Here is a 22,231-nt window from a genome sequence, read left to right as displayed (position 1 = left end):
GCCAGTGACGATCGCCGTGGCCCGGGCACAATGGGGGAATGAGCCAGTGCCCTGACCGTCAGCCGGGAGAACATCGATGAGTACCACGCCCACCGGAGCAGCACGATCGGGGGCCGGCCAAGCCTCGGTGGCGGTGATGGGGCTGGGTGTCATGGGGGCGCCGGTGGCGCGCAACCTGGTGGGCGCCGGTTACGGCGTCACGGTCTGGAACCGCTCGCCCGGACCGGCATCGGACCTGGAATCCGTCGGCGCCACCCGGGCACGAACACCCCATGACGCGGCCGCGCCCGTGGTGCTGTCGGTGCTGCCGGACGTGACCCAACTGCGCACGCTGCTGTTCGGGCCGGAAGGGCTGCTGGCCGGCCTGGCGGGGTTGGACCGTCCGCGCCTGGTCGTGATGAGCACCACCTCCCCGGGTGAGGTCCGGGCGTTGGCCGCGGATCTGGCCGAGTACGACGTCGGGGTGGTCGATGCCCCGATGAGCGGCGGCGACATGGGCGCACGTGAGGCAACCATGAGCATCATGATGGGCGGTTCCGAAGCGGACACCGAGGCCGTCCGGCCCGTACTGGAGACGGTCGGTGGCACCGTGCTGCGGATGGGGGAGCTCGGGGCGGGCTCGCTGATGAAGTTGTGTAACCAGGTGATCGTGGCCGGAGCGCTGGCCGCGACGTCCGAGGCGCTGGCGATGGCCGAGCGTGGTGGTCTGGACCTCGAAGACGCCGTGAGCATTCTCTCCGGCGGGCTGGCCAACAGTGCCGTGCTCGAACTCAAACAGGAGAAGTTCCTCACCGGCGACTACTCCCTGGGCGGTAGTGCCGCCAACCAACTCAAGGATCTGCGCTACGCGATGCAGACGTTCATGGCCGAGGCCGCCCCCAGCCCGATGACCGCGCTCCTCACCCAACTCTTCCTCGAGGTCGAACGGCGCGGCTGGGGCGAGCAGGACCACGCGGTGGTCTTCGAACTGTTCCGCACCGGGTACAACAACGCCCCGAACGCGCGGGTGGGGACCGAATCGTGACCGGGACTGATGCCGGAACGCTCAGCGTCCCCCTCCCCTGCGGACCCGAGACCCCGTTGACCCCGCTCCTGGCCCGCCGGAGGTCGGTGAAGTCCTTCCCGGAGGCCGCGCTGGGGATCGCGGACGTCGGCGGCGCACTGCGGCACGCCGCCAGCAGGGTCACAGGCGCCGCACACGCCAGCGCACGCGGGCAGTACCTGGTGGCAGTGACGGCGATCATCGGGCGGGTACGCGGTCTGGCCCCCGGGGCCTACGAGTACGACGGCGCGGTGCACCGCCTCACGATGCGCACAGCCGGTGATCACCGCGAACGGCTCGCAGGGGCCACCGTGGATGCCCCTTGGCTCGCCCCCTGCCCGATGCTGGTGCTACTCAGCACACATACCGAGCATGCCGAGGGCTACTTCGCCGAGCTCGGGGGCGGCCAGGGCGAGCGGTTCGCCTGGCTCGAGGCGGGTCTGATCGCCCAGAACCTCTACCTGTGGGCCTCGGCCACCGGGCATGGCACCGTGTTCATCGGCGGGCTGGATGCGCCCGCGATGGCGGATGCGGCCGCACCGCTGCTGCCCACCGGCCACACCGTCCTGGGCATCATGCCGCTGGGTCACCTGGCCGAGTGAGCACATGGCGCCGGTGGGCCCGATTGCCCTGTGAGGGGGCGATCAGTCCTCCTCGCCCGCCGGGGTGTCCGGTTCGGTGGGCGTCAACTGGTCGAAACTGAGCCGCCGCAGGGGTGCCCGGGACAGGTAGGCGGCCCTTGCGATCGCCGAGGTGGCCACCGCCGAGGTGGTGAGTTGGAAGACCACGATCGCGGCCACCTTCACCGTGTTGGACAGCCCTGGCTGCAGACACAGGGCCCCGACCACGACCAGCGCCACGCCAAGCCCCGCGGCGGTGCCGACCGCCGAGATCCTGGTGTAGACGTCGAAGAACCGGAACATTCCGATACCGGCCACCGCGAACAGCACGGTGCCGGCCAGGATGAGCACCTGCCCGATAACCTCCCACACGGTCATCGCCTCCCCCGGGTCAGGGCACGGGCCAGGGACAGCGCCGAGAGAAAGCCGACGAGCGAGGCGATCAGCAGCAGGTCGAAGGTGGCGATCGAGCCCGAGCGCACCCCGATCAGGGCGATCAGGCCCAGCACGGAGAACATCAGCAGGTCCGCCGCCACCGCCCGGTCGGCGTTGCTCGGTCCCTGCAGCATCCTGATCGTGGCGGCCAGCGCCACCGCCACCAGGACCACGATGGCCACATCCAGCCCGATCATGTACCCATCCCCTTGCGCCGCATCGCCCACAACAACCAGGACTCCATGTGCTCAAGGTCCCCGGCAAGATCCTCGGCCGAGGTGTTGTACATCCCGTGCACGTACAGCATGCGGGTGCCGTCACCGGCGATGTGCGTTCCCATCGTCAGCGTGCCCGGAGTCAGGGTGATGATCACCCCGAGCAGGGTGACCTCCAGGTTCGACCCGCAACGGGTACGCAACTCCACCACGCCGGGGGTGGAGCCCTGCCCGGGGGTGACCACGTCGCGCACCACCGCCAGGTTGGCGGTGATCACCGCCCACGCGAACCAGAACAAGAACACCACGACGCGCACCGGCCAGGTCAACCAACTCATGAGTCCCGCACCGCCTCCACATAGGCGGAGGTGTCGGACAGGTTGCCCGCGGCCACCTCCGCCAACGACAGCAGCGCCTCCCCACCCACACCGAGTGCCGAGGTCACCGCAGCCAACGCGAGTGCGGGCAGCGTCAGGCGCAGCCCGACACGACCGACGACGGCGGAACGCGTCTTCGTCGCCGTCCCACCACCGGCGGTGGCCGGCTCAGGCACCTCAGGGCCAGGTGCAGCGCCCACCCGGGCAGGCCCGTCGTCGTCGGCCTTGCCCCAGAACATGCCCGACCAGATCTTCAGCATCGACAGCAACGTGACCAGGCTGACCACGACCATCGCAACGGCCGCGGCCACCTGCCCGGCATCGATGGAGGCCAGGATAAGGCTGTACTTGGCCACGAATCCGGAGAACGGGGGCAGTCCGGCCAGGGACAGCGCCGCGATGAAGAACGCCACCGCGAGCACTGGGTCGCGCCTGGCCACCCCACCGACCTGCCCGAGACGGTCGGTGCCGTAGGTCGCCTCCACCGCACCGACGGACAGGAACAGTGAGGCCTTCACGATCATGTGGTGCAGCAGGTAGAAGATGCCCGCGGTCAGCCCGAGCGGTCCGAACAGGGCCACGCCCATGAGGATGTAGCCGATCTGGCTGACCATGTGGAACGCCAGCACGGTGCGGCCCCGGGTCTCCCCCACCGCGCCCATCACCCCGATGACCATGGTTAGGGTGAAGGCCACCACCCCGACCCACAGATAGCGCTCGTCGCCGTCGAACAGGACCGCGTAGATCCGGTAGATCGCATAGATCGCCACCTTGGTGTGCAGTCCGGAGAACAGGGCGTTGATCGCCGGCGGCGTGGCGGGGTAGGCCCGGGCCAGCCACCCGTGCACCGGCACCACCGCCGCCTTGATCGACAGGGCGAGCAGGGCCACGGTCGCCCCGATCGCCACGGTCCCGTTCTCGGCGGCCAGGCCGGCCAGTTCGGCCATCGTGACCGTCCCGGCCACCCCGTAGATCAGTGCGACCGCGGCCAGCAACACGGTGGAGGTGAGCAGGTTGACCGTCACATACAGCCGGGCCCCGGAGATCTGGCGCAGCCCCCCGCGCCCCGGCGCCGCCAGCACGAACAGGGCGTAGGAGGGCAGCAGCATGACCTCGATGAACACGAACAGGTTGAACAGGTCCCCGGTCAGTAGCGCACCGTTCACCCCGGCCACCAGCACCAGCACCATGGGGGCAAGGAACTTCGAGCGTCCCACCTGGGTGAGCAGCGCGAACCAGGAGCAGACCAATGCCAACAGCCCGGTGACGGTCAGCATCAGCGCTGAGAACGCATCGGCCACGAACGGGATCGAGATGCCGAACGGCCAGCCGGCGACCCCGTGGGCGAGCACGGCGCCGCCGGAGGTAGCGGCCACGACCGCGACCGCGAAGCCGGTCAATCCCGCCAGGCTCACCAGCAGGGTCACCTGGTGCAGCCGCACGCGGTGCGGCAGTGCGATGAGGATGCCTCCGGCGAGCAGTGGTACCGCAACGAAGAGCGTCAGTAGCGTCGTCATCATCGCGGCTGCACCCCCTGGGCGGGTGCGCCGCCGGGGTCAGCCCCCGCGTCGGCCCCGGCGCGCCCGGTGTCCCCGTCGTCGGCATCCTCGGCACTGCCGTCGTCGTCGGCATCATCGGGGATGGAGTCGTGGGTGTCGTCCGCCCGGCGTCCGGCTACGGCCAGCATCAGCATCACGATGGTGATGGAGAAGGCGATCACGATCGCGGTGAGGACGAACGCCTGCGGGAGTGGGTCGGCCACGGTCGCCGGGTCCAGGTCCCCGCCGATGGGTTCGGCACGCTGGCTGGTGCCACCGGCGGCGAACAGGATCAGGTTCGCCCCGTGGGAGAACAGGATGAAGCCGAGGATCACCCGGAACATCTCCCGTTGCAGGATCAGGTACACCGCTCCGGCGATCAGCAGGCCGGCAGTCAGGGCCAACGTCATGACCGATCCACCTCCCCGGCGGCGACAGGTGCGGGTTCGCCACCGTTCCCTGCCTCCGGGCGGCCGGAGCGCGCGCTCCCGGTGGCTACCGCGGACCCGGGTTCCATAGCGGCTCCGCGGGGCGGGTCCTGCGGCCCGGTAGTGGGCTCGGACGCTCTGGTGGGCGGGCTCTCGGAGCCGAGCAGGTTGATCGAGGCGAGCACCACGCCGATGACGGCGAGATAGACACCGACGTCGAAGACCAGCGCGGTGGTCAGGTGCACGTCGAAGAGGTAGGCGTGCAGCGGCCGCAGGAAGGAGCCGTCGGCCAGGCCCACCAGCCCGATCCCGGTCCCGACCAGCACGCCGGAGCCAATCAGCGCCATCGATGGCAGGCGGAACTGCTTGTCCCGCGGGGCAGCAAGGTAGCTCAGCCCGAACCCCGCCCCGCCGATCAGGGCGGAGATGAACCCGCCACCGGGCAGGTTGTGCCCCCGGACCAGGAACAGCACCGACAACACGACGACGGCGGGACCGACCCACTTCTGCAGGGTGCGGATGAAGATGGTGTTGTGGGCTGAGTCGGCCAGACCGCCGCCGTGGCGCAACGGTGGGTCCGACCGCTGGGTTGCTAGCGGGTCCCGGGCGGCCAGGATCGCGGCCACCGTCACCCCGGCCACACCGAGCACCGTGAGTTCGCCCAGGGTATCCAGGGCGCGGAAGTCCACCAGGATCGTGTTCACCACGTTCTGCCCCCCGGAGAGGTCCTCTCCTTGCCCGAGGTAGAACTCCCCGGCCGGGGACAGCGGGCGGCGTCCGGTCAGGGCCAGCACCCCCACCGTGGTGGCCGCCCCGGCCGCCAGCGCCAGGGCGCCCGCACCGACGCGGCGCCTGCTGGATGCCGGCCGGAACCGTTCCGGCAGGCGGCGCAGCACGAGCACCATCACCAGCACGGTCAGGATCTCCACCAGCAACTGGGTCAGCGCCACATCGGCCGCGCCCAGGACGTAGTACCACAGCGTGGTAGAGAACCCCACCACACCGGTGACCACGATCGCCCCCACCCGGGTGGGGGCCAGCACCGCACCAACCACACCGCCCAGGATCAGGATGACCAGCAGCCAGTCCAGCGGCTGGCTGCGGACGCCGACCACCTGCGGCAACCCGGCGAACCGGGCCAGGCCCACCACCGCGATCAGCACGATCATCACCATCGGGACGGCCAGGTGCCGGGCCGGGGCGTTGGAAGCCGTCGGGGCACCGGCACGCACCCCCAGGCTGATGATGCCCCGCCGGGTGGCGTCCACCACGCCCAGCGCCGAGAACGGGAAACTGCGGGCCCGCATGATCACGTCGATACGCCCTCGGGCCCGGATCGCCACGGCACCGAATCCGACCGCGATCGCCGAGAGGACCAGCGCCACGTTCAGCCCGTGCCACAGGGCCAGGTCCACCTCGATACCGGTACCCGCGGCAGCCCCGGCGGCGGTAGCGACCAGGGTGTCCAGCAGGAACGGGGCCACACCCAGCACCAACCCGGCCAGGCCGGGCAGGGCGGCCATCAGCCAGAACGGCACCGCGGCCTCACGCGGCTTCCTCTCAGAACGTGGCTCGGCGCCCCCGGCGGAACCGGCCGGCGCGGCTGCATCATTCGCAGCGGCCGCCACCGAGTCGGAGCGTGAGGCCGGGGAGGCCGGCCGAGCCAGCAGCCCCCACAGGATCCGTCCGGAGTAGGCCACCGTGAACACCGAGGCCACCACGGCCACCCCGGCCAACACCGGGCCCCAGGGTCCCTCGACGCTGAGGAACGCCTCGTACAGGTTCTCCTTGGAGACGAATCCCAGCAGCGGCGGGATGCCGGCCATCGAGGCCACCGTGGCCACCAACGCGACCGCGGTGAGCGGCATCGCGCGCACTACCCCGCCGATGCGGCGCAGGTCCCGGCTGCCGGCCTGGCGGTCCACCACACCGATCAGCATGAACAGCGACCCCTTGAACAGTGCGTGGGCAACGGTGTGCACGACACCGGCCACCATCGCCTCCCGCGTGCCCACCCCGATCACGGCCACCAGCAGACCCAGTTGGCTCACCGTGGAGTAGGCGGCCAGTTCCTTCAGATCGTGCTGGCGCAACGCCACCACCGCCCCCAGCACGGCGGTGGTCAGTCCCGCGCTGATCAGCAGCACGTTCCAGATGGGCACCTGGGCGAAGGCGGCGGAGAAGCGCAACAGCAGGTAGATCCCCGCCTTGACCATCGCGGCGGCGTGTAGGTACGCGCTGACCGGGGTGATTGCGGCCATCGCATCGGGCAACCATGCGTGGAAGGGGAACTGGGCGGACTTGGTGAACGCCGCCAGCACCACCAGCACCAACACCGTGGTGGTCAGGACGCCATGCTCGGCCCAGATCCCATCGGCGAGGATCGCGCTGAGCCTCGTGGTGCCGGTGGCCACGACCATCACCACCACCGCGGCCAGCAGGGACAAGCCGCCGGCCACGGTCACCAGCAAGGTGCGGATGGCGGGCTCGCGTGCGCTCGGGCCGGAGCGTGCGATCAGGAAGAACGAACACAGGGTGGTGATCTCCCACGCCACGAACATCACGACTACGTCGTCGGCCAGCACCAGCGCCAGCATCGCGGCGGCGAAGGCGCTCATCCAACCGTAGAAGCCGGCATGGGGCCCCCTACCCAGGTAGCGAGCGCTGTAGGCAAGCACGATCGCGCCGATCCCCAGCACCAGCAGCGCGAATACCAGCGAGAGCCCGTCAAGGCGCAGCATCAGGTGCACATCCAGGGTGGGCATCCAGGGCACGGTCTGCACCACCGGCGACCCACCGAACACCTGGGGGGCCAGTGCCGCGACCGCCGCGCTCAGTCCGGCCAGCCCGGCGCCCAGCAGCCAGCCGGCGCCCGCGCCCAGGGCGCGGCCGGCGAACGGCGCCACCAGCGCCAGCAGGGCCGCGCCGGCCAGGATCGTCACCAACACCAGGACCTCACTCGGTTCGTTGTGGGTTCGCAAGCGGCCTTCGGGCCCGGTTGGGCGCTCCTAGCCGCGGCTCAATGTCCACCACTCGGGTGGTGCGGCTCCTGCGAGTTGGGCGCCCCAGGTGCAGACCTGACCGTTGGTGCCCACCCCCGGCGGGAGCGTCCGATGCACCGGGTTGAAACCCGTTCCGGCAGGGGTGGTCACGGAGCGCATCGTTCGATGATAGCTGCCGCGGCGGGGTGGCTGAGCGAACCCCCGCCCTGGTGCCGCCGCCGGGCTACGTGCCGGGGACCGGTTCGCCGATGGGATGGACGACGACGGCGTGCACCCCACCGCTGCGGGCGCGGAGGTATTCGGAGAGAGGCCATCGGTGCCGCGGTGCTTGTGACAGGGCGCGACGATAGGGTGGCCGGCGTGAGTGAACGCAAGGACACCCCGACGGTGGTCAAGGATCCGATCGTGTGGATCGATTGCGAGATGACCGGTCTTGATCCGGTCAACGACGCGCTGGTGGAGATCGCGGTGATCGTCACCGACTCGGAGTTGACCGCATTGGACGTGGGCCTGGACCTGGTGATCAAACCCCCGCCCAAGGCCTTGGAGAACATGCCCGAGGTGGTGGTGCAGATGCACACCGAGTCGGGGCTGCTGGACCTGCTCAACGAGGGCCTCACACTGGCCCAGGCCCAGGAACAGGTGCTGGAATACGTGCGCACCTTCGTACCCGAGACTCGCAAGGCACCGCTGGCCGGGAACTCGGTGGGCACGGACAAGGTATTCCTCGATCGGGACATGCCAGAACTGACCGCGCACCTGCACTACCGGATCATCGACGTGTCCTCGATCAAGGAACTCGCCCGGCGTTGGTACCCCCGTGCTTACTTCAACGCCCCGGCCAAGGATGGTGGCCACCGCGCCCTGGCCGACATCGCCGAGAGCATCGACGAGTTGCGCTACTACCGCGCCATCCTCTTCCCGGACCACCCCGGACCGGACTCCGTCGCCGCCAAGGCAGCGGCCAAGGCCGTCACGGAGTCCTCCACCCTGACCGGGCTGACCGGCCTGAGCCCGCGAGCCGGTGTGCGGGAGCCGGTATCCCCCGCTGGCGAGTGAACCGGAGGGTGATGAAGCCAACGCTGCGGTAGCGCCTTGGCGGGGGCGTTCATCGATTGCGGTTGGGTACACTGGTCGGCGCCGGGTGATCCTCGGCACCTTGGTGGGTGTAGCTCAGCTGGTAGAGCGCCGCGTTGTGGTCGCGGATGTCGCGGGTTCAAGTCCCGTCACTCACCCCAGCAACTTTGCCCCCGGCTTCCGAGCCGGGGGCAAAGTGTTTCCCTGAAGCACCTGTTCAGGGATGATTTCTCTTGGTGGTGCGCGATGGTGATCCCGCGCGCTTGGGATGGGGTTTGAGCGTCCGCAAGTAGTGCGCAATGGTGATCCGTTCAACTCTGCCCCTGCTTCAGGTTGCGCAGCAGCGTGGTGTGCGAGACATTCATCCGCGCGAAGGCCGGCGCCGTCGGCGATGGCGCTTCGAGCAGTTTCCACTTGAGCTGAACTCAGCAGTCGGACCCGGGCATGCGTGTTGATGCCGGCCTTCTGGAGTCGCTTCCGCAAGGTCTGCACACGGATGACGTGCTTCTCGGTCACCCCAATGCGAGCCCCAGCGTTTCGGCGCCGGGGCTCGCTGCGTCTCAGCGTTCGCCCGCGAGCATTACGCACCATCCAGCCCCCCGCGTCGGCCACCACATTGATCAGGGAGGGCCTGAGGCCAGCGGCGCATGACGGCGTCACAACCCGGCGACGCCGTTCGCCATCCTCAGTCCGAGACCGCCCCCGCGGTCAGGTTGATCGCCGCCGAGGTGAGAGACGCGCCGGACTCGCCGGCCGCGAAGACCGCGAAGGCACCCGCCTCCTCGACCGACGGGAGACGGCCCAGCATGGTCCCGCGCTCGAGTTCGGTGAGCACCTTGGAGGCCTCGGCTTCGCCGGTGTAACTACTGCCGTAATCGCGCGCCTGCAGGATGGACTCCCGGAATCCGCCCGTGCGGAACCATTGCACGCGGATGCCGAACTCCCCCAGTTCGACGGCGAACTGGCGGTACAGGCCCTCCACTGTGTGCCACGCGATCGCCGTCGAGCCCATCAGGGGGAATGGCGGCCCGTGCCCCACCGTGGTCTGGATCACTCCGGATCCACGGTCGATCATGGTCGGGACGACGCAGCGCACCGTGTTCATGTGTGCCCTGGCGAGCGTGACCAGGGTGCGCTCGAGGGCGCCGACGTCGAGAGCGTGCAGCGGCGTTCCCTGCGCCTCCTGGTACGTCACCGCGTTGTAGAGCACATCGATCCGACCGTGGGCAGCGAGCACGTCTCGGGTAAGTCGTTCAACCGCACCCGAATCCGTGACGTCCAAGCCATGAGCGCGCGCTCGTCCGCCGGTGGCTGCGATGGATTCAGCAACCGCGGCTACCTTCGCTGCGGTGCGCCCGGTGAGGTGGACGGACGCACCGGAGGCAGCGAAGGCCCGGGCCACTGCGCTTCCCACCGATCCAGCTGCACCGTGGACCAGCGCAACCTTTCCCCTCAGGCCTGACACTGTCATCGCGCTCTCCCCTTGCTGCTCGTGCCCGGCCCATTATTCCCGACCGTCCCGGCTGGCAGTACTGAACCTCCTGCGAGGCATCAGTGCCGCCGGCACGGGCGAGGCCACGGGCCTGCTCCACCCGCCAGGCCGGATGGTTTGAGGCACCCACCCGCCTCACCTTCCCGGTCGAGGTCAGCTCGCCGAGAGCCTCGACAGTCTCTGCCATCGGGGTGCTGCGGTCCTCCTGGTGAAGCCAGAACATGTCCACCTCCGCCACCCCCAGCCGCTGCAGGCTCGTCTCCAACCCCTGCAGGATCGCGCGCCGGGAGAGGCCTTCACGCTGCTGCGGCCACGAACCGGGCCACAGCGGTTCGGCGCCCACCTTCGTGGACAGGCGGATCTGGTCCCGCAGGCCCGGGTGCGCGCTCAGCCAACTGCCCAGCATCTCCTCACTGGCCCCGCCGGCACCGGCGCCGCTGAGCCAGAACGTGTAGCAGTTCGCGGTATCGACCCATTGTCCGCCGCGCTCCACGAAACGATCCAGCAGTGCAAAGGACCGCTCCTGATCGATTCGGGTACCCAAAAGCATCGCGCCGAATACCAGTGGAGAGTTCATCGTCGTGGTGTCCATGGCGGATAACTGTGCAATCTGGAGCGCACTCAAGGTCAAGCATCTTTTTGCGATCCATCGTGAACCGGTCCGAACCCCGCTCGAGGAGACCTTGACCTGGAGTGCACTTCAGGTAGCACGATGAGTGCATGAGCGAGATGCACGCCCCCCTGGAGCGGGAGTCGATCGGCGAGGTGGCCCAGCGCACCGGGATACCGGTGGAGACGTTGCGCTTCTACGATCGCAGCGGTCTGCTCGGCGACCTACCCCGCACCGCAGGGGGCCACCGTGCCTTCGACGCCGCCGCCCTGGGGCTGTTGGATGTGGTGATCCGCCTGCGTCGCACCGGGATGCCGGTCAGCCAGGTACGGGACTTCGTCTCCCTGGTACGAACTGACACCGACCGGGCCGGGCGCATCGAGATCCTCCGCGCCCACCGCGCGCGAGTGGTGGACCAGATCTCCCAACTTCAGGGCGACCTCGGCGTGATCGACTGGAAGGTCTCCGCCTACACCGCCGCGGAGCAGGGCCGGGAGATCCCGGAGCCACCTGCCCAGTGGCCCGCCGTGACGGATCTGCTGCCACCACTCGATGACCTGCGGGCCCGGGACCGTACCGGTACCGGAGGATCCTAGATCCCCAATCGCTGGCGCAACTCGCGTGCTTGTCGGCGCGAGACCTCCACCCGGCTGCGCTGGCGATCGCTCATCAACAGCACCAGGCTCCCCCGGAAGTCCGGTACCAGTTCGCGCACATAGCGAAGATTCACCAGGTAGGACCGGTGCACCCGCAGGAAGTGCCCCTGCAGCCGACGCTCCAGTTCATTGAGGGAGAAGGACACAAGCACGCTCTCCTCGACCAACTTGAGCGAGGAGTACCCGCGGGATGCGGCGGCGTAGACGATCGCATCCCCACTCACCAGCACCGTACGACCGTCCTTCTGCACCGGGATCCGCACCAGGTCCGGCGTCACGGGTGGCGGTCCCTCCCGGCTCGGCGCCCGGGCGGCCACCCCCTCCCGGTGCCGCTGCGGAGAGGCCGCTGCGCCGTCGTCGTTCCCGTTGCGCTCCGGTGTCACCGACAACGCCCGCTCCACCGCTCGCCGCAGCCGGTCGGCGTCGAAGGGTTTAACCAGGTAGTCCGCGGCGGCCAGGTCGAAGGCGTCGACGGCGTGATCGGGGTAGGCGGTGGTGAAGATAACCTGCGGGCGGTGCTCCATCTCGCCCAGGGCAGCGGCGACCTCCAGGCCGGTCAGCCCGGGCATCCGGATGTCCAACAGCACCAGGTCGTACTCCAGGGACCGCAACAGCACCAGCGCTTCCTCCCCGTTGGTGGCCTCCCCCACCACCTGAACCGGGGACCCCTCGATCACCTCGCCGATCTCCTGCAGGAGGTAGCGCAACTCTTCCCGGGCCGGGGCTTCGTCATCGACGATCAGGGCGCGGGGCTGCATCCGACCCAGCATAGGGCTGGGCCGGGCCGGCGTACGGTCGACCGAAGTGCCCATGGCTACCGCATCGGGACGGTCAGGTCCACCACTGTCCCCCCAGACCTGGGTGTGGAGATCTGCAGGTCGTACCGGTCGCCGAAGAGGGCGTGCAGGCGCTCGGAGATGTTGCGCAGACCCACGCCGGCGTGGGCCCCGGGCAGCGTGTCCGGATCGGCCGGGGAGGCGAGATCCTCCACTCGCTGGTTGCGCTGCTCGGTCAGGGTGGCGAGCACCCCGGGGTCGATGCCCTCGCCGTTGTCGCTCACCCGGATCGACACGGTGCGGGTCAACGGATCGACCCGGGCCCGCAGCCTGACGGTGCCGCCCTCCTTCTTACCGGCGATGCCGTGCTTGACCGCGTTCTCCACCAGCGGCTGGATGGTCAGCACCGGCACCCGCGAGGTAAGCACCTGCGGGTCGATGTCGTAGCGCACATCCAGGCGCTCACCGAAGCGCGCCTGCTCCAGGGACAGGTACGTGCGCACGAAGAAGTACTCCTGGGCGAACTCGGCGAAGTGGCCTTCCTGGCGCACCGCGTACCGGAAGAACTCGCTCAGCCGTAGCACGAGTTCGCGTGCCTCCTCCGGGCGGGTGCGTGCCTTGGAGGCGATCGTGTTCAGGATGTTGAACAGGAAGTGCGGGTTGATCTGGGCGCGCAGCGCGTCCAGGCGCGCATCGGTGGCCAGGCGGCGCTCCCGGTCCAGTTCGGCCAGTTCCAGGTGCAGGGAGAGCATGTTGGCCATGTCCTCCACCAGGCCCTTGGGCGGGATATCCGCACGCGCCTGGTACACCCCCAGGGTGCCCACCACGCGCTGGCCGATCCGTAGCGGGGCGATGACGGCGGAGACCACCTCACAGTCCGGTTTGCGGCAGCCCACCCCGGCACGGTCCCGCACCAGCTGGGTACGGCCCTGGCGCACCGTGCGCGGCGCCGCGGAGGTCTGCATGGCGGCACCGGCCACATGGTGGTCCTGGCCAGGACCCACGTAAGCCAGGATGTCCTCGGTGTCGGTGATGGAGACCGCATCTCCGGAGAGCATCGGGCGCAGCAGTTCGCAGGTGCGCCGCGCGGCATCCTGGGTGAGTCCGGCACGCAGCGGCAGGGACCGCCCGGCCGCGGCCAGGTCCCGGAACCCGCGCTCGGGATCGCCCTGGCGCCCACCCCCGAGTACCCGGCCACGGTCCCGCGGTCCGCGCAGCACCGAGGGGTAGCCCAGCACCACGGCCACCGTGATCGCGACACCGGCACCGACCGTGGGCAGCACCGTCAGCGGGGGATCCACCACCAACTGGGTGACGACGTACAGCAACGACCAGATGCCCACCACCACGGCGGCCAGGGTCACGCTCCCCCGCATCAGCTCTCCCCTCCCCGGTGACGCCGACCAACACGCCCGCGCACACCCATCCGCTCCCGCCCCCGGCCCACCATCATGCTCGCCAGGCGCTCGGCCTGCCGGTCCGCGGCCGTGCCGTGCATGGTCAGCCAGGCGGCATCGGTTCCCTCCGGCCGGGGCGTGCGCAGCGAGACCAGCACCGTCACCGCGATGGCTACCGGGGCGGCCACCAGCGTGGGCGCGGACATCAGATCCCGCAACGCCGAGGGGTCCATGAACTCCGCGGACAGCACCATCGTGACCGCCAGGCCACCACCGGTGACCATCCCAGCAGTGGCAGCGGCGGCGGTGATACCGCGCCACCAGATCGACAGCACCACCACCGGGGTGAGCGCGGAACCGGCGATCGCGAACGCCCAGGTCACCATGGTGGCCACGAGCGAGGGCGAGGACGGGGCGAAACCGTCGGTACGCAGCGCGATGGCCAACCCTGCGGCCAGTCCTGCGCCCAGCAACGTGGTGAGACGTCCGGCCCGCACGGCCTGCTTCTGGGTCGCGCGCGGGTTGATGTAGCGCTCGTAGACGTCGTGGCCCCACGTCGCCGCCGAGGCCAGCAGCAACCCGGCCACCGTGGACATCGCCGCGATCAGCGCGGCTGCGGCAACGAAGCCGAGCCCGGACTGCCCACCATAGAGGCGTCCCAGTACCGGCAGGGCGTGCTCGGGCACCCGCAGCACCCCCTCCACGGTGAGGTCGGCCAACCAGGCGTGTTCGGTGGCCGCGGAGGGAATGATGTCGCGGGCAGCGGTACCCAGCAGCACGGCCATCGCGTAGAAAGCTCCGACCAGCACCAGGACCCACAGCGTGGTGGTGCGCGCCGCACGACCGGTGGGTGAGGTGAAGTACCGGTTCATCACGTGCGGCAGGCCCGCGGTACCCATCGCCAGGGTGACCACCAGCGCCACCTGCCCCACACGCCCGCCACGCAGGCCCACCTCGGAATCGGCGACGCCCGCCCCTGCCGCGTGGGAGAAGTTCAGTGGGTCCGCGTTGCCGTAATGGAACCCGTCCACGCTGACCGTCACCGCCAGCCACAACAGGGCTGCGAAGAGCAGCAGGAACTGCACGGCCTGGTTCCACGTGGTGCCGCGCATCCCTCCGAAGGCGACGACGACGGCGATCACCGCGGTGGATAGCAACACCCCGGTGACGTAGGGCGACAGACCGAGGATCCCGTGGCCTACGAGCAGTTCCCAGGTGATTCCGCTTCCCAGCGACTGCGGGATCAGGTAACACAGGATGACCAGTTGGACGACGCCGACCGCGCTGAGTCGCACCCGGTGCGACTGCAGCCGACGGCCCAGGAAGTCCGCCAGGGAGAACTCCCCGAACCGCCGCAACGGCGCTGCCACGAACAGCAGCACCGGCACGAAGCCCGCCGCGAACCCCACGGCGTACCAGGCGCCGTCGAGACCGGAGGCATACACCGCAGCCGCGACCCCGAGGAACGAGGCGGCGGACAGGTAGTCGCCGCAGATGGCCCAGGAGTTGGTCACCACACCGACCCGTTGGCCGGCCAGGTAGAAGTCAACGGTGGAGGAGTTGCGCGGCCGGGTGGCCACCGATACGCCCAGCACCACCACGACCACGGCCGTCAGGGTGACGACCGCCGTCAGGCTCAACCCTCCTCCGCGTCGGTGTCATGGCTCTCGGAGGAGGTCCCGCCGAGCATGCGGGACTCGACCGAGGAACTCAGCGTGGCGGCCGCGATCCCGATCACGGCGAACACGACGTAAAGCCCGACGGCGGCCACCAGGAACGCCGGGCTCAGTCCTCCGAGCAGCCGGGACCGGGTCCACCACTCCAGCGTCATCGTCAGCACCGGGAAAGCGCCGAGCACCGCGAGGAAGACCACGAAATAGGTCACCGCGATCCGGCGCAGCGTCCGGAACGCGGCGTCGACCTCGGCAGGGGTGTCCTGGACTTCGGGATCGCCGCTCACCTCGTGCGGGGCGCTTCCTTCCAGTGCCGCCACATCGTCCACGCGGCCTTGATGAGCACGACGGCCCCGCCCCCGGCGAGCACCACCCCCATGCCCGGCAGGAAGGAGCCCCAGGCGGTCTGGATCGAGCCCGCCACGATGTTCCAGGCCTGCAGCAACACGATGATCGCCACCAGCACCCCCGGTACGGCGGCGTGGCCGATCGCGAGTCTGCGTCTCGGCACGAAGGCGCCGGCGAAGGCGAGGAAGCCCAGTGCCAGGGTCGCCACACCGGGGCCGTCGGTACCGCGCAGCGCGAAGGACTCCCCGGTGATCTGCTGGGTCAGCGTCACGTAGACCCACGGTAGGAAGGCCGCCACGATGAGCATCAGGCCTCCGGTGGCCATCCCCCAACTACCCGGGTGGAACACCCCCCATCCAGTGGCTTTGCCGGCGCGGATGCGGGCAGCGACGCCGGCGAGTCCGGGTTGTGTGGTGTCCTGGGACGCCGTTGTACTCATGGACCCATCCTAGGAGTGCGGCCGATCACCGGCGAGGGTTGTGGCCGTTCGCCCCACGGGCGGCGCCCCCGGCGCCACGAGTGGTCGGCATGGGCTCACGAGCGGCTGACCACAGGGCCGGGAACCGCTGATCGGCCCCACCCCACCGCCCGGGCACGCCCAGGCACCGTCGGCGAAATAGACACCGGGTCTGCGTTGTGTGCCGGCACGTCGTGCAGTTGGTTGGGGCCACGCCCTCGCGGACCAATGAAGGGAGCCTCATGTCCGAGGTGACACGCGACAAGCCCGGTGGCGATGCGCCGCCACCAGCCGACGGGAACGACTGGCGGCGCCGCTACTGGAAGAAGAACCTGCGGCTGATGGTCGTGCTGCTGGCGATCTGGTTCACCGTCTCTTTCGGCTTCGGCATCCTGTTGATCGAGCCCCTGAACAACATCGTCATCGCCGGTTTCCCGCTCGGGCTCTGGTTCGCCCAGCAGGGTTCCATCATCACCTTCCTGATCATCATCGGGATCTACGCCTTGCGGATGGACCGGATCGACGATGAGTTCGGCGTCTCCGAGCGGAACAGGAACGGTGACCGGCTATGAACGACATGCAGGCCTGGACCGCCTTCTTCCTGCTACTGACCTTCGGGATCTACATCACGATCGCCTGGCGCTCCCGGGTGAAGGAGACGAAGGAGTTCTACGTCGCCTCCCGGGGCGTGCCGACAATCGCCAACGGGGCTGCCGTCGCCGCGGACTGGATGTCCGCCGCGAGTTTCATCGGCATGGCCGGCATGCTCGCCTTCCTGGGATCGGACGGCTCGGTCTACCTCATGGGCTGGACCGGCGGCTATGTTCTGCTGGCCATGCTGCTGGCCCCGTACCTGCGCAAGTGGGGCAAGTTCACCGTGCCGGAGTTCGTCGGCGACCGGTACAACAACACGGTGCGCCTCGTGGCGGCCGTCGCCGCCATCGTCATCTCCTTCACCTACGTGGTCGGCCAGATGACCGGTGGCGGGGTCGTCTTCGCCCGATTCCTCGGGCTGAGTTCGCAATGGGCCGTGGTGGTGGCCGCGGCGGTCATCTTCTTCTACGCCGTGCTCGGCGGGATGAAGGGCATCACCTACACCCAGGTGGCGCAGTACGTCGTGCTCATCACCGCCTACCTGATCCCGGCCGTGGCCGTGGCCCAACAGATGACGAACATCCCAATCCCGCAGATCTCCTACGGCACGATCCTGGCCGAGTTGGATGCGTTGCGGTTGGAGTTCGGTCTGGATCGCTTCACCGAGGCGTTCGCCGGGCGTGACGGCGGCCAACTCGACGTCTTCCTGGTGGTCGCCTCGCTGATGCTCGGGACCGCCGGCCTGCCGCACGTGATCATCCGCTTCTACACCACAAAGACAGTGCGCGGGGCGCGCTACTCCGCCTTCTGGGCACTGTTCTTCATCTCGCTGCTCTACCTGACCGCCCCAGCGGTCGGTGCCTTCACCAAGTTGAACCTGCTGCGGGATGCCCAGGGTTCGACGGCGGAGGGTCTGCCGGACTGGATCGCACCCTGGGCGGATGCCGGCTACGTGACGCTGAACAGCGACGGCGTGATCCAGACCATCTCGAACTCACCGGCCTCGGGTGCGGACCTGATCATCTCCAACGACATCCTGGTCCTGGCATCCCCCGAGATCGCCGGGCTTCCCGCGCCGATCATCGGGCTGATGGCGGCCGGTGGTATGGCCGCTGCGCTGTCGACGGCTGCCGGACTGCTCCTCGTGATCTCCTCGGCCACCTCCCACGACATCTACTTCCGGATGATCTCCAAGGAGCGCGCCTCGGAGAAGAAGCAGATGCTCGTCGGCCGGGTCGCAATGGTCGGAGCCGTGGTGGTGGCGATCTTCGGCGGGCTGAACCCGCCGGCGTTCGTGGCCCAGGTGGTGGCCTTCGCCTTCGGGCTGGCCGCCTCCACCTTCTTCCCTATCCTCATCCTGGGCATCTTCTGGAAGAAGGCCAATGCCACCGGCGCGGCCGCGGGCATGCTCACCGGCCTGCTGTTCACCGGCGGGTACATGCTCTACACACTGGAGGTCTTCGGTCTCGGCGCGAACGAGCACATCTTCGGGGTCTCCCCGGAAGGCATCGGCGCAATCGGTGCCGTGGTCAACCTTGTCGTGACAGCGGTGGTCTCATCGCTGACGCGACCCCCGTCACCGGAGGTGCAGGAAATGGTGGAGTCCATCCGCTACCCCTCTGCCACGGTGGGGACCGACGCCGAGAAGGTCGACGCCTGAGAGTCGGGCTGCACGCGGCCCGCACCGGTCGACCATCGGGCGGGCCGTGCCGGCTCATCGGTTCAGGGCGGCGTTCACTCCTTCACCGCCCCGTCGGCGTCGAGTTCGGCCAGCAACGAGACAGCAGCGCGGGTGTAATCGCTGATCCAGCGGTCGTGAATGCGCTTGATCGGCAACGGCGCCAGCGCCAGGTGCCGCTCCCGGCCCACCTTGCGCCCGGTCACCAACTCGGCACGCTCCAGCACCCGCAGATGCTGCAACACCGTGGTGCGGTCCAGTTCCGGCAGGGCAGCGCACAACGACCCGGTGGTGTGCGAGGACTCCCTGAGCGCATCGAGCATCCGCCGGCGAACCGGGGAGGCGAGCGCCTTGAAGACCCGGTCGTCGTCGAGTTCCGGATCAGGCCCCTTGCCGCCACCGTCAATCATGTTGTTAACTTACAACATGTCCACCAATAGTGCGCTGACCGAGATCTCCTTCACCGTTTCCGGCCGGATCGGGCGCCCCCGCGAGCAGGTCTACGAAGCCGTGGCGGACCCGGAGCAGCTCTCCCGGTACTTCACCACCGGCGGCGCCCAGGGCCGACTCTCAGCCGGAGTGGAGGTGACGTGGGACTTCGCCGACTTCCCCGGCGCCTTCGGCGTCCGCGTTCTCGAGGCCGACCCACCTCGTCGCATCGTGATCGAATGGAGCGGCGAGGCCACGACCGGCGAGGACGGCACCAGCCGGACCACGTTCGAGTTCGGATCGATCGACGACGGGACGCGCACCCTGGTCACCATCACCGAGTCCTCCTGGCAACCCACCCGGGCCGGCGCCCGGGCGGCCTTCGACAATTGCGAGGGATGGACCAGCATGCTCAATGCGCTCAAAGCATGGATGGAGCACGGGATCAACCTGCGCGAGGGCTTCTACCGATGAGGCACACCGGCCCGCAGGTGGTGGACCGCGCCACCTGGGAGGACGCCCGGGGCGTGCTGCTGCAACAGGAGAAGGCACTGACCCGGATGAAGGATGCGATCAGCGCCGCCCGCCGGCGGATGCCGATCGTGCCGGTGCGATCCGACTACGCCTTCGAAGGGCCCGAGGGCAGCGTCACCCTGCTCGAGTTGTTCCAGGGCCGCGACCAGCTCATCGTGCAGCACTTCATGTTCGCTCCGGACTGGACCCAGGGCTGCGACGGGTGCTCGATGATGGCCGAGCGCGTCCGACCGCTATCCCATCTGCACGCCCGGCGCACCTCCTTCGTCCTGACCTCCCGGGCCCCGCTCCCCCGGCTGCTCACCTTCCGGGACCGGATGGGCTGGGACCTGCCGTGGTACTCCACGATCGGCGACGCCTTCAACACCGAGTTCGGCGCCACGGTCGACGGCGAGGAGCACCAGGCGATCAGCGTCTTCCTGCGTAGGGGCTCGCAGGTGTTCCACTCCTGGTCCACCCACGCGCGTGGAGAGGAACCGTTCATGATGGTCCTGGACCTGCTCGACCTGACCCCCCTGGGCCGCCAGGAGGAATGGGAGAACTCACCACCCGGTACCCCTCAGGATCCGACCTACTCCTGGATGCGCCTGGCCGATGCCTATGCGGAGGCACCACCTGAGGGCAGTTGCCACGGGCCGAGTGATTGAGGCGGCGACCGGCGCACTACCCCGAACGCAGCACCAGATCGAAGTTTCCCGGCGGCATCACGTGGGTGAAGTAGTGGTCCTCCGCTTGCGCCCAGCGCGCGCTCCAGTCGGCATGCTCATCCTCACCGTCGCGTGCACGCAGGCGCCGGATCCGCACCTCATCAGGGACCCGTAGCAGGACGGCCAGATCCAGCAGGTCACGCAGTTCGGGCCGGCAACTGTAGGCACCCTCCAGGATCACCACCGCCCCCACCCGGGCGTGCACCGGCACCCTCGAGAACGGCGGCGGGTCCCCGTCCCAGCCCGTGGCGCCCCAATCGAACGGGCGCCAGGTAGCACTCCCGTGCTCGCGCAGCGCCTCGAGCACCTGGTGTTGGCGCCGCCAGTCGATCACACGCTCGGCCTGCTCGGCAGCGGTCCGCCGGTCCCAGGCGTGCGCTTCCCCCGGCGTAGAAGTCATCTCCGTCGATCACCAGCACGGCGCCGGACCCGTCCGCGTCGAGACCGGTGGCGACGACCTCGGCGAGTGTGGACTTGCCGGCACCGCTGCGGCCATCGATACCCACGAACCGCGGCGCCCCGCCGGCGCCGCTGAGACGCCGCAGCCGATCCACCAGCGCGGCGCCCGGCTCCTCCGGGACTGCCCCGCGCGCGCTCTCAACCGGCCACATCTGCCCATCATCCCGTGCCGAGGACGTCCCGCGCAGCACCCGGGAGCCAGCGACACACACAAGCCCCGATCGGGGCGCAGTGAGACGATAGGTCCGTGACTGGCGTCGCGCTCGGCTCGGCCCAGGGCCGGTGGGTGGTGCTGACGGCGACGCTCGCCTCGGCGATCGCGCTGCTGGATGGCACCGTGGTCAACGTTGCCCTGCGCCCCATCGGGCTGGACCTGGATGCCACGCTGGCCAACCTCCAGTGGGTCGTCAACGGCTACATGCTCACCCTCGCCGGGCTCGTGCTCGTGGGTGGTTCACTCGGGGACCGGCTCGGCCTGCGGCGCATCTTCTTGATCGGGACCGCCGGCTTCGCCATCACCTCGCTCGCGTGTGGCCTCGCGATCGGCATCGATCAACTCATCGCCGCGCGGGTGCTGCAAGGGGTGGCCGCCGCCCTGCTCACCCCGAGCAGCCTGGCGATCATCCAGGCCACGATCACCGAAACCGACCGGCCCCGGGCGATCGGGGTCTGGGCGGCCTGGTCCGGTATCTCCAGCGCGATCGGCCCCCTGCTCGGGGGGTGGCTGATCGAGATCCTGTCCTGGCGATGGGTCTTCTTCATCAATCTGCCCCTGACAGCCCTCGTCGTCCTGATCGCGTGGCGGTACGTCCCCAAGTCCCCCGGCATCGCCCGTGATCAACGGTCGCGATTCGATGTCACCGGCGCCGCCCTTGCCCTCATCGGCCTGGGCGGGATCACCTACGCGCTGATCCAGGGCGAGTGGCTACCCGCCATGGTGGGGCTGACCGCCCTGGCGAGCTTCGTCGTCGTCGAGCATCACACTGCCCACCCGATGCTTCCGCTGGGCGTCTTCACCATCCGAGCCTTCTCCGCGGCCAACGTGATGACGTTCGTGACCTACGGAGCCCTGAGCGCACTGATGTTCTTCCTGGTGCTGCAACTGCAGGTGGTCAGCGGGTACAGCCCGCTACAGGCCGGCCTGGCCACGGTGCCGTTCACGGTACTGATGCTGCTGTTCTCCCCCCGGGTGGGCGCGCTGATGGCGCGCACCGGCGCCCGGTTCCTGATGAGCGCCGGACCCGCCCTGGCCGCGGTCGGCGTGCTGCACCTGGCCACCATCGGAGCCGAGGCGCCGTACGCCACGCAGGTGCTGCCCGGTGTCGTCCTCTTCGGCGCCGGGGTCACCCTGATGGTCACCCCGCTCACGGCCACGGTGATGGCCGCCGTGCCGGGGCACCAGGTGGGGATCGCCAGCGGGGTGAACAACGCTGTCGCCCGGGCGGGCAGCCTGCTGGCGGTGGCGGCGCTGCCGGCGATCGTCGGCCTCTCCGGGGACGATTACGCGATCCCGGAGGTTTTCAGCGCCGGCTACACCGAGGCCATGTGGTGGTGTGCGGGCTTCCTGATCCTGGGTGGGCTGATCTCGGCGCTCTTCATTCCCGGTCGCCGTGCCCGAACGGCCGGGGCGGCTCGGTGACGGACCTGATCAGGGCACGCAGATCGGACGGGTCCCTTCGGTGCGCGC

25 protein-coding genes, 1 tRNA gene and 1 pseudogene are annotated in these 22,231 nt (G+C 69.2%); 10 read left to right on the top strand and 17 right to left on the bottom strand.

Annotation, left to right across the window (positions count from 1 at the left end; genetic code table 11):
• Positions 1-76: 76 nt before the first annotated feature.
• Positions 77-1,024 (top strand): NAD(P)-dependent oxidoreductase, encoded by a 948-nt coding sequence (locus tag ACO0LU_RS12835; protein ID WP_424791742.1) that lies wholly within the window; start codon positions 77-79, stop codon positions 1,022-1,024.
• On the top strand, positions 1,021-1,644 hold the full coding sequence (locus ACO0LU_RS12830) for a nitroreductase family protein (RefSeq protein ID WP_424791741.1): 624 nt from the start codon (positions 1,021-1,023) through the stop codon (positions 1,642-1,644). The genes ACO0LU_RS12835 and ACO0LU_RS12830 overlap by 4 nt, the downstream gene beginning before the upstream one ends.
• A 42-nt stretch (positions 1,645-1,686) precedes the next feature.
• Here ACO0LU_RS12830 and ACO0LU_RS12825 read toward each other — a convergent pair whose 3' ends face one another.
• The 7 genes from ACO0LU_RS12825 to ACO0LU_RS12795 are packed head-to-tail and all read right to left on the bottom strand — an operon-like array spanning position 1,687 to position 7,816.
• The gene (locus ACO0LU_RS12825; protein WP_424791740.1) at positions 1,687-2,040 is read right to left on the bottom strand and encodes a cation:proton antiporter; all 354 of its coding nucleotides are present in this window, start codon (positions 2,038-2,040) and stop codon (positions 1,687-1,689) included.
• On the bottom strand, positions 2,037-2,294 hold the full coding sequence (locus ACO0LU_RS12820; RefSeq protein WP_424791739.1) for a monovalent cation/H+ antiporter complex subunit F: 258 nt from the start codon (positions 2,292-2,294) through the stop codon (positions 2,037-2,039). The genes ACO0LU_RS12825 and ACO0LU_RS12820 overlap by 4 nt, the downstream gene beginning before the upstream one ends.
• Positions 2,291-2,650 carry a Na+/H+ antiporter subunit E gene (locus ACO0LU_RS12815; protein ID WP_424791738.1) on the bottom strand — a complete coding sequence of 120 codons (360 nt, stop codon included), beginning with the start codon at positions 2,648-2,650 and terminating at the stop codon, positions 2,291-2,293. The genes ACO0LU_RS12820 and ACO0LU_RS12815 overlap by 4 nt, the downstream gene beginning before the upstream one ends.
• Positions 2,647-4,209: a monovalent cation/H+ antiporter subunit D family protein gene (locus ACO0LU_RS12810; protein ID WP_424791737.1), complete on the bottom strand. Its 1,563-nt coding sequence runs from the start codon at positions 4,207-4,209 to the stop codon at positions 2,647-2,649. The genes ACO0LU_RS12815 and ACO0LU_RS12810 overlap by 4 nt, the downstream gene beginning before the upstream one ends.
• The gene (locus ACO0LU_RS12805) at positions 4,206-4,637 is read right to left on the bottom strand and encodes a sodium:proton antiporter (RefSeq protein ID WP_424791736.1); all 432 of its coding nucleotides are present in this window, start codon (positions 4,635-4,637) and stop codon (positions 4,206-4,208) included. Before ACO0LU_RS12805 ends, ACO0LU_RS12810 begins: the two co-directional genes overlap by 4 nt.
• A complete protein-coding gene (locus ACO0LU_RS12800; RefSeq protein WP_424791735.1) occupies positions 4,634-7,636 on the bottom strand; it encodes a DUF4040 family protein in 3,003 nt (1,000 codons plus the stop codon). Before ACO0LU_RS12800 ends, ACO0LU_RS12805 begins: the two co-directional genes overlap by 4 nt.
• Positions 7,637-7,663: 27 nt before the next feature.
• Entirely contained in the window at positions 7,664-7,816 is a 153-nt protein-coding gene (locus ACO0LU_RS12795; protein WP_424791734.1) for a hypothetical protein, read from the bottom strand.
• 201 nt (positions 7,817-8,017) lie between these two features.
• On the opposite strand from ACO0LU_RS12795, the gene orn reads away from it, so the two are divergent.
• Entirely contained in the window at positions 8,018-8,716 is a 699-nt protein-coding gene (gene orn, locus ACO0LU_RS12790; protein WP_424791733.1) for an oligoribonuclease, read from the top strand.
• 103 nt (positions 8,717-8,819) lie between these two features.
• Positions 8,820-8,895 (top strand) — tRNA-His (locus ACO0LU_RS12785).
• Positions 8,896-9,419: 524 nt separating this feature from the next.
• On the opposite strand, the gene ACO0LU_RS12780 is transcribed toward ACO0LU_RS12785, so the two are convergent.
• Both ACO0LU_RS12780 and ACO0LU_RS12775 read right to left on the bottom strand, forming a co-directional pair.
• Positions 9,420-10,136 carry an SDR family NAD(P)-dependent oxidoreductase gene (locus ACO0LU_RS12780; RefSeq protein ID WP_424791852.1) on the bottom strand — a complete coding sequence of 239 codons (717 nt, stop codon included), beginning with the start codon at positions 10,134-10,136 and terminating at the stop codon, positions 9,420-9,422.
• Positions 10,057-10,818 carry an aldo/keto reductase gene (locus ACO0LU_RS12775; RefSeq protein ID WP_424791732.1) on the bottom strand — a complete coding sequence of 254 codons (762 nt, stop codon included), beginning with the start codon at positions 10,816-10,818 and terminating at the stop codon, positions 10,057-10,059. The genes ACO0LU_RS12780 and ACO0LU_RS12775 overlap by 80 nt, the downstream gene beginning before the upstream one ends.
• A gap of 128 nt (positions 10,819-10,946) precedes the next feature.
• Here ACO0LU_RS12775 and ACO0LU_RS12770 point away from each other — a divergent pair, with 128 nt between their 5' ends.
• A complete protein-coding gene (locus ACO0LU_RS12770; protein ID WP_424791731.1) occupies positions 10,947-11,432 on the top strand; it encodes a MerR family transcriptional regulator in 486 nt (161 codons plus the stop codon).
• Here the strand turns inward: ACO0LU_RS12770 and ACO0LU_RS12765 are convergent.
• Genes ACO0LU_RS12765 through ACO0LU_RS12745 form a run of 5 tightly spaced genes read right to left on the bottom strand, consistent with a single transcriptional unit; the run spans position 11,429 to position 16,125 of the window.
• Positions 11,429-12,250, bottom strand: a complete 822-nt coding sequence (locus tag ACO0LU_RS12765; RefSeq protein WP_424791730.1) for a LytR/AlgR family response regulator transcription factor — start codon at positions 12,248-12,250, stop codon at positions 11,429-11,431. The genes ACO0LU_RS12770 and ACO0LU_RS12765 overlap by 4 nt on opposite strands.
• Positions 12,251-12,306: 56 nt before the next feature.
• On the bottom strand, positions 12,307-13,644 hold the full coding sequence (locus tag ACO0LU_RS12760; protein WP_424791729.1) for a histidine kinase: 1,338 nt from the start codon (positions 13,642-13,644) through the stop codon (positions 12,307-12,309).
• The gene (locus ACO0LU_RS12755) at positions 13,644-15,305 is read right to left on the bottom strand and encodes a solute symporter family protein (protein WP_424791728.1); all 1,662 of its coding nucleotides are present in this window, start codon (positions 15,303-15,305) and stop codon (positions 13,644-13,646) included. Before ACO0LU_RS12755 ends, ACO0LU_RS12760 begins: the two co-directional genes overlap by 1 nt.
• A complete protein-coding gene (locus ACO0LU_RS12750; protein WP_424791727.1) occupies positions 15,302-15,625 on the bottom strand; it encodes a hypothetical protein in 324 nt (107 codons plus the stop codon). Before ACO0LU_RS12750 ends, ACO0LU_RS12755 begins: the two co-directional genes overlap by 4 nt.
• Positions 15,622-16,125: a hypothetical protein gene (locus ACO0LU_RS12745; protein WP_424791726.1), complete on the bottom strand. Its 504-nt coding sequence runs from the start codon at positions 16,123-16,125 to the stop codon at positions 15,622-15,624. The genes ACO0LU_RS12750 and ACO0LU_RS12745 overlap by 4 nt, the downstream gene beginning before the upstream one ends.
• 260 nt (positions 16,126-16,385) lie before the next feature.
• Between ACO0LU_RS12745 and ACO0LU_RS12740 the strand changes: the two genes are divergently transcribed.
• Together ACO0LU_RS12740 and ACO0LU_RS12735 are read left to right on the top strand one after the other, a co-directional pair.
• Positions 16,386-16,715 (top strand): DUF4212 domain-containing protein, encoded by a 330-nt coding sequence (locus ACO0LU_RS12740; protein ID WP_424791725.1) that lies wholly within the window; start codon positions 16,386-16,388, stop codon positions 16,713-16,715.
• The gene (locus ACO0LU_RS12735; RefSeq protein ID WP_424791724.1) at positions 16,712-18,397 is read left to right on the top strand and encodes a sodium:solute symporter family protein; all 1,686 of its coding nucleotides are present in this window, start codon (positions 16,712-16,714) and stop codon (positions 18,395-18,397) included. The genes ACO0LU_RS12740 and ACO0LU_RS12735 overlap by 4 nt, the downstream gene beginning before the upstream one ends.
• A 74-nt stretch (positions 18,398-18,471) precedes the next feature.
• Here the strand turns inward: ACO0LU_RS12735 and ACO0LU_RS12730 are convergent, their stop codons facing one another.
• Complete coding sequence (locus ACO0LU_RS12730; RefSeq protein WP_424791723.1) at positions 18,472-18,825, bottom strand: ArsR/SmtB family transcription factor; 354 nt, start codon at positions 18,823-18,825, stop codon at positions 18,472-18,474.
• A gap of 16 nt (positions 18,826-18,841) precedes the next feature.
• Here ACO0LU_RS12730 and ACO0LU_RS12725 point away from each other — a divergent pair, with 16 nt between their 5' ends.
• Together ACO0LU_RS12725 and ACO0LU_RS12720 are read left to right on the top strand one after the other, a co-directional pair.
• Positions 18,842-19,318, top strand: a complete 477-nt coding sequence (locus tag ACO0LU_RS12725; RefSeq protein WP_424791722.1) for an SRPBCC domain-containing protein — start codon at positions 18,842-18,844, stop codon at positions 19,316-19,318.
• On the top strand, positions 19,315-20,025 hold the full coding sequence (locus ACO0LU_RS12720) for a DUF899 domain-containing protein (protein ID WP_424791721.1): 711 nt from the start codon (positions 19,315-19,317) through the stop codon (positions 20,023-20,025). The genes ACO0LU_RS12725 and ACO0LU_RS12720 overlap by 4 nt, the downstream gene beginning before the upstream one ends.
• A gap of 16 nt (positions 20,026-20,041) precedes the next feature.
• Here ACO0LU_RS12720 and ACO0LU_RS12715 read toward each other — a convergent pair whose 3' ends face one another.
• Together ACO0LU_RS12715 and ACO0LU_RS12710 are read right to left on the bottom strand one after the other, a co-directional pair.
• Positions 20,042-20,485 (bottom strand): hypothetical protein, encoded by a 444-nt coding sequence (locus ACO0LU_RS12715; protein ID WP_424791856.1) that lies wholly within the window; start codon positions 20,483-20,485, stop codon positions 20,042-20,044.
• A 25-nt stretch (positions 20,486-20,510) separates the two neighbouring features.
• Positions 20,511-20,696, bottom strand: a pseudogene (locus ACO0LU_RS12710) (hypothetical protein); the annotation flags it as partial.
• A gap of 95 nt (positions 20,697-20,791) precedes the next feature.
• Here ACO0LU_RS12710 and ACO0LU_RS12705 point away from each other — a divergent pair.
• Positions 20,792-22,183, top strand: coding sequence for an MFS transporter (locus tag ACO0LU_RS12705; protein WP_424791720.1), 1,392 nt, complete (start codon positions 20,792-20,794; stop codon positions 22,181-22,183).
• Positions 22,184-22,231 lie beyond the last annotated feature (48 nt).

It is taken from the genome of Pseudactinotalea sp. Z1748 (assembly GCF_049725185.1).
GTDB lineage: Bacteria > Actinomycetota > Actinomycetes > Actinomycetales > Beutenbergiaceae > CALKWS01.
Note: the sequence above shows the minus strand (reverse complement) of the source record. Positions and strands in the feature narration are given on the sequence as shown.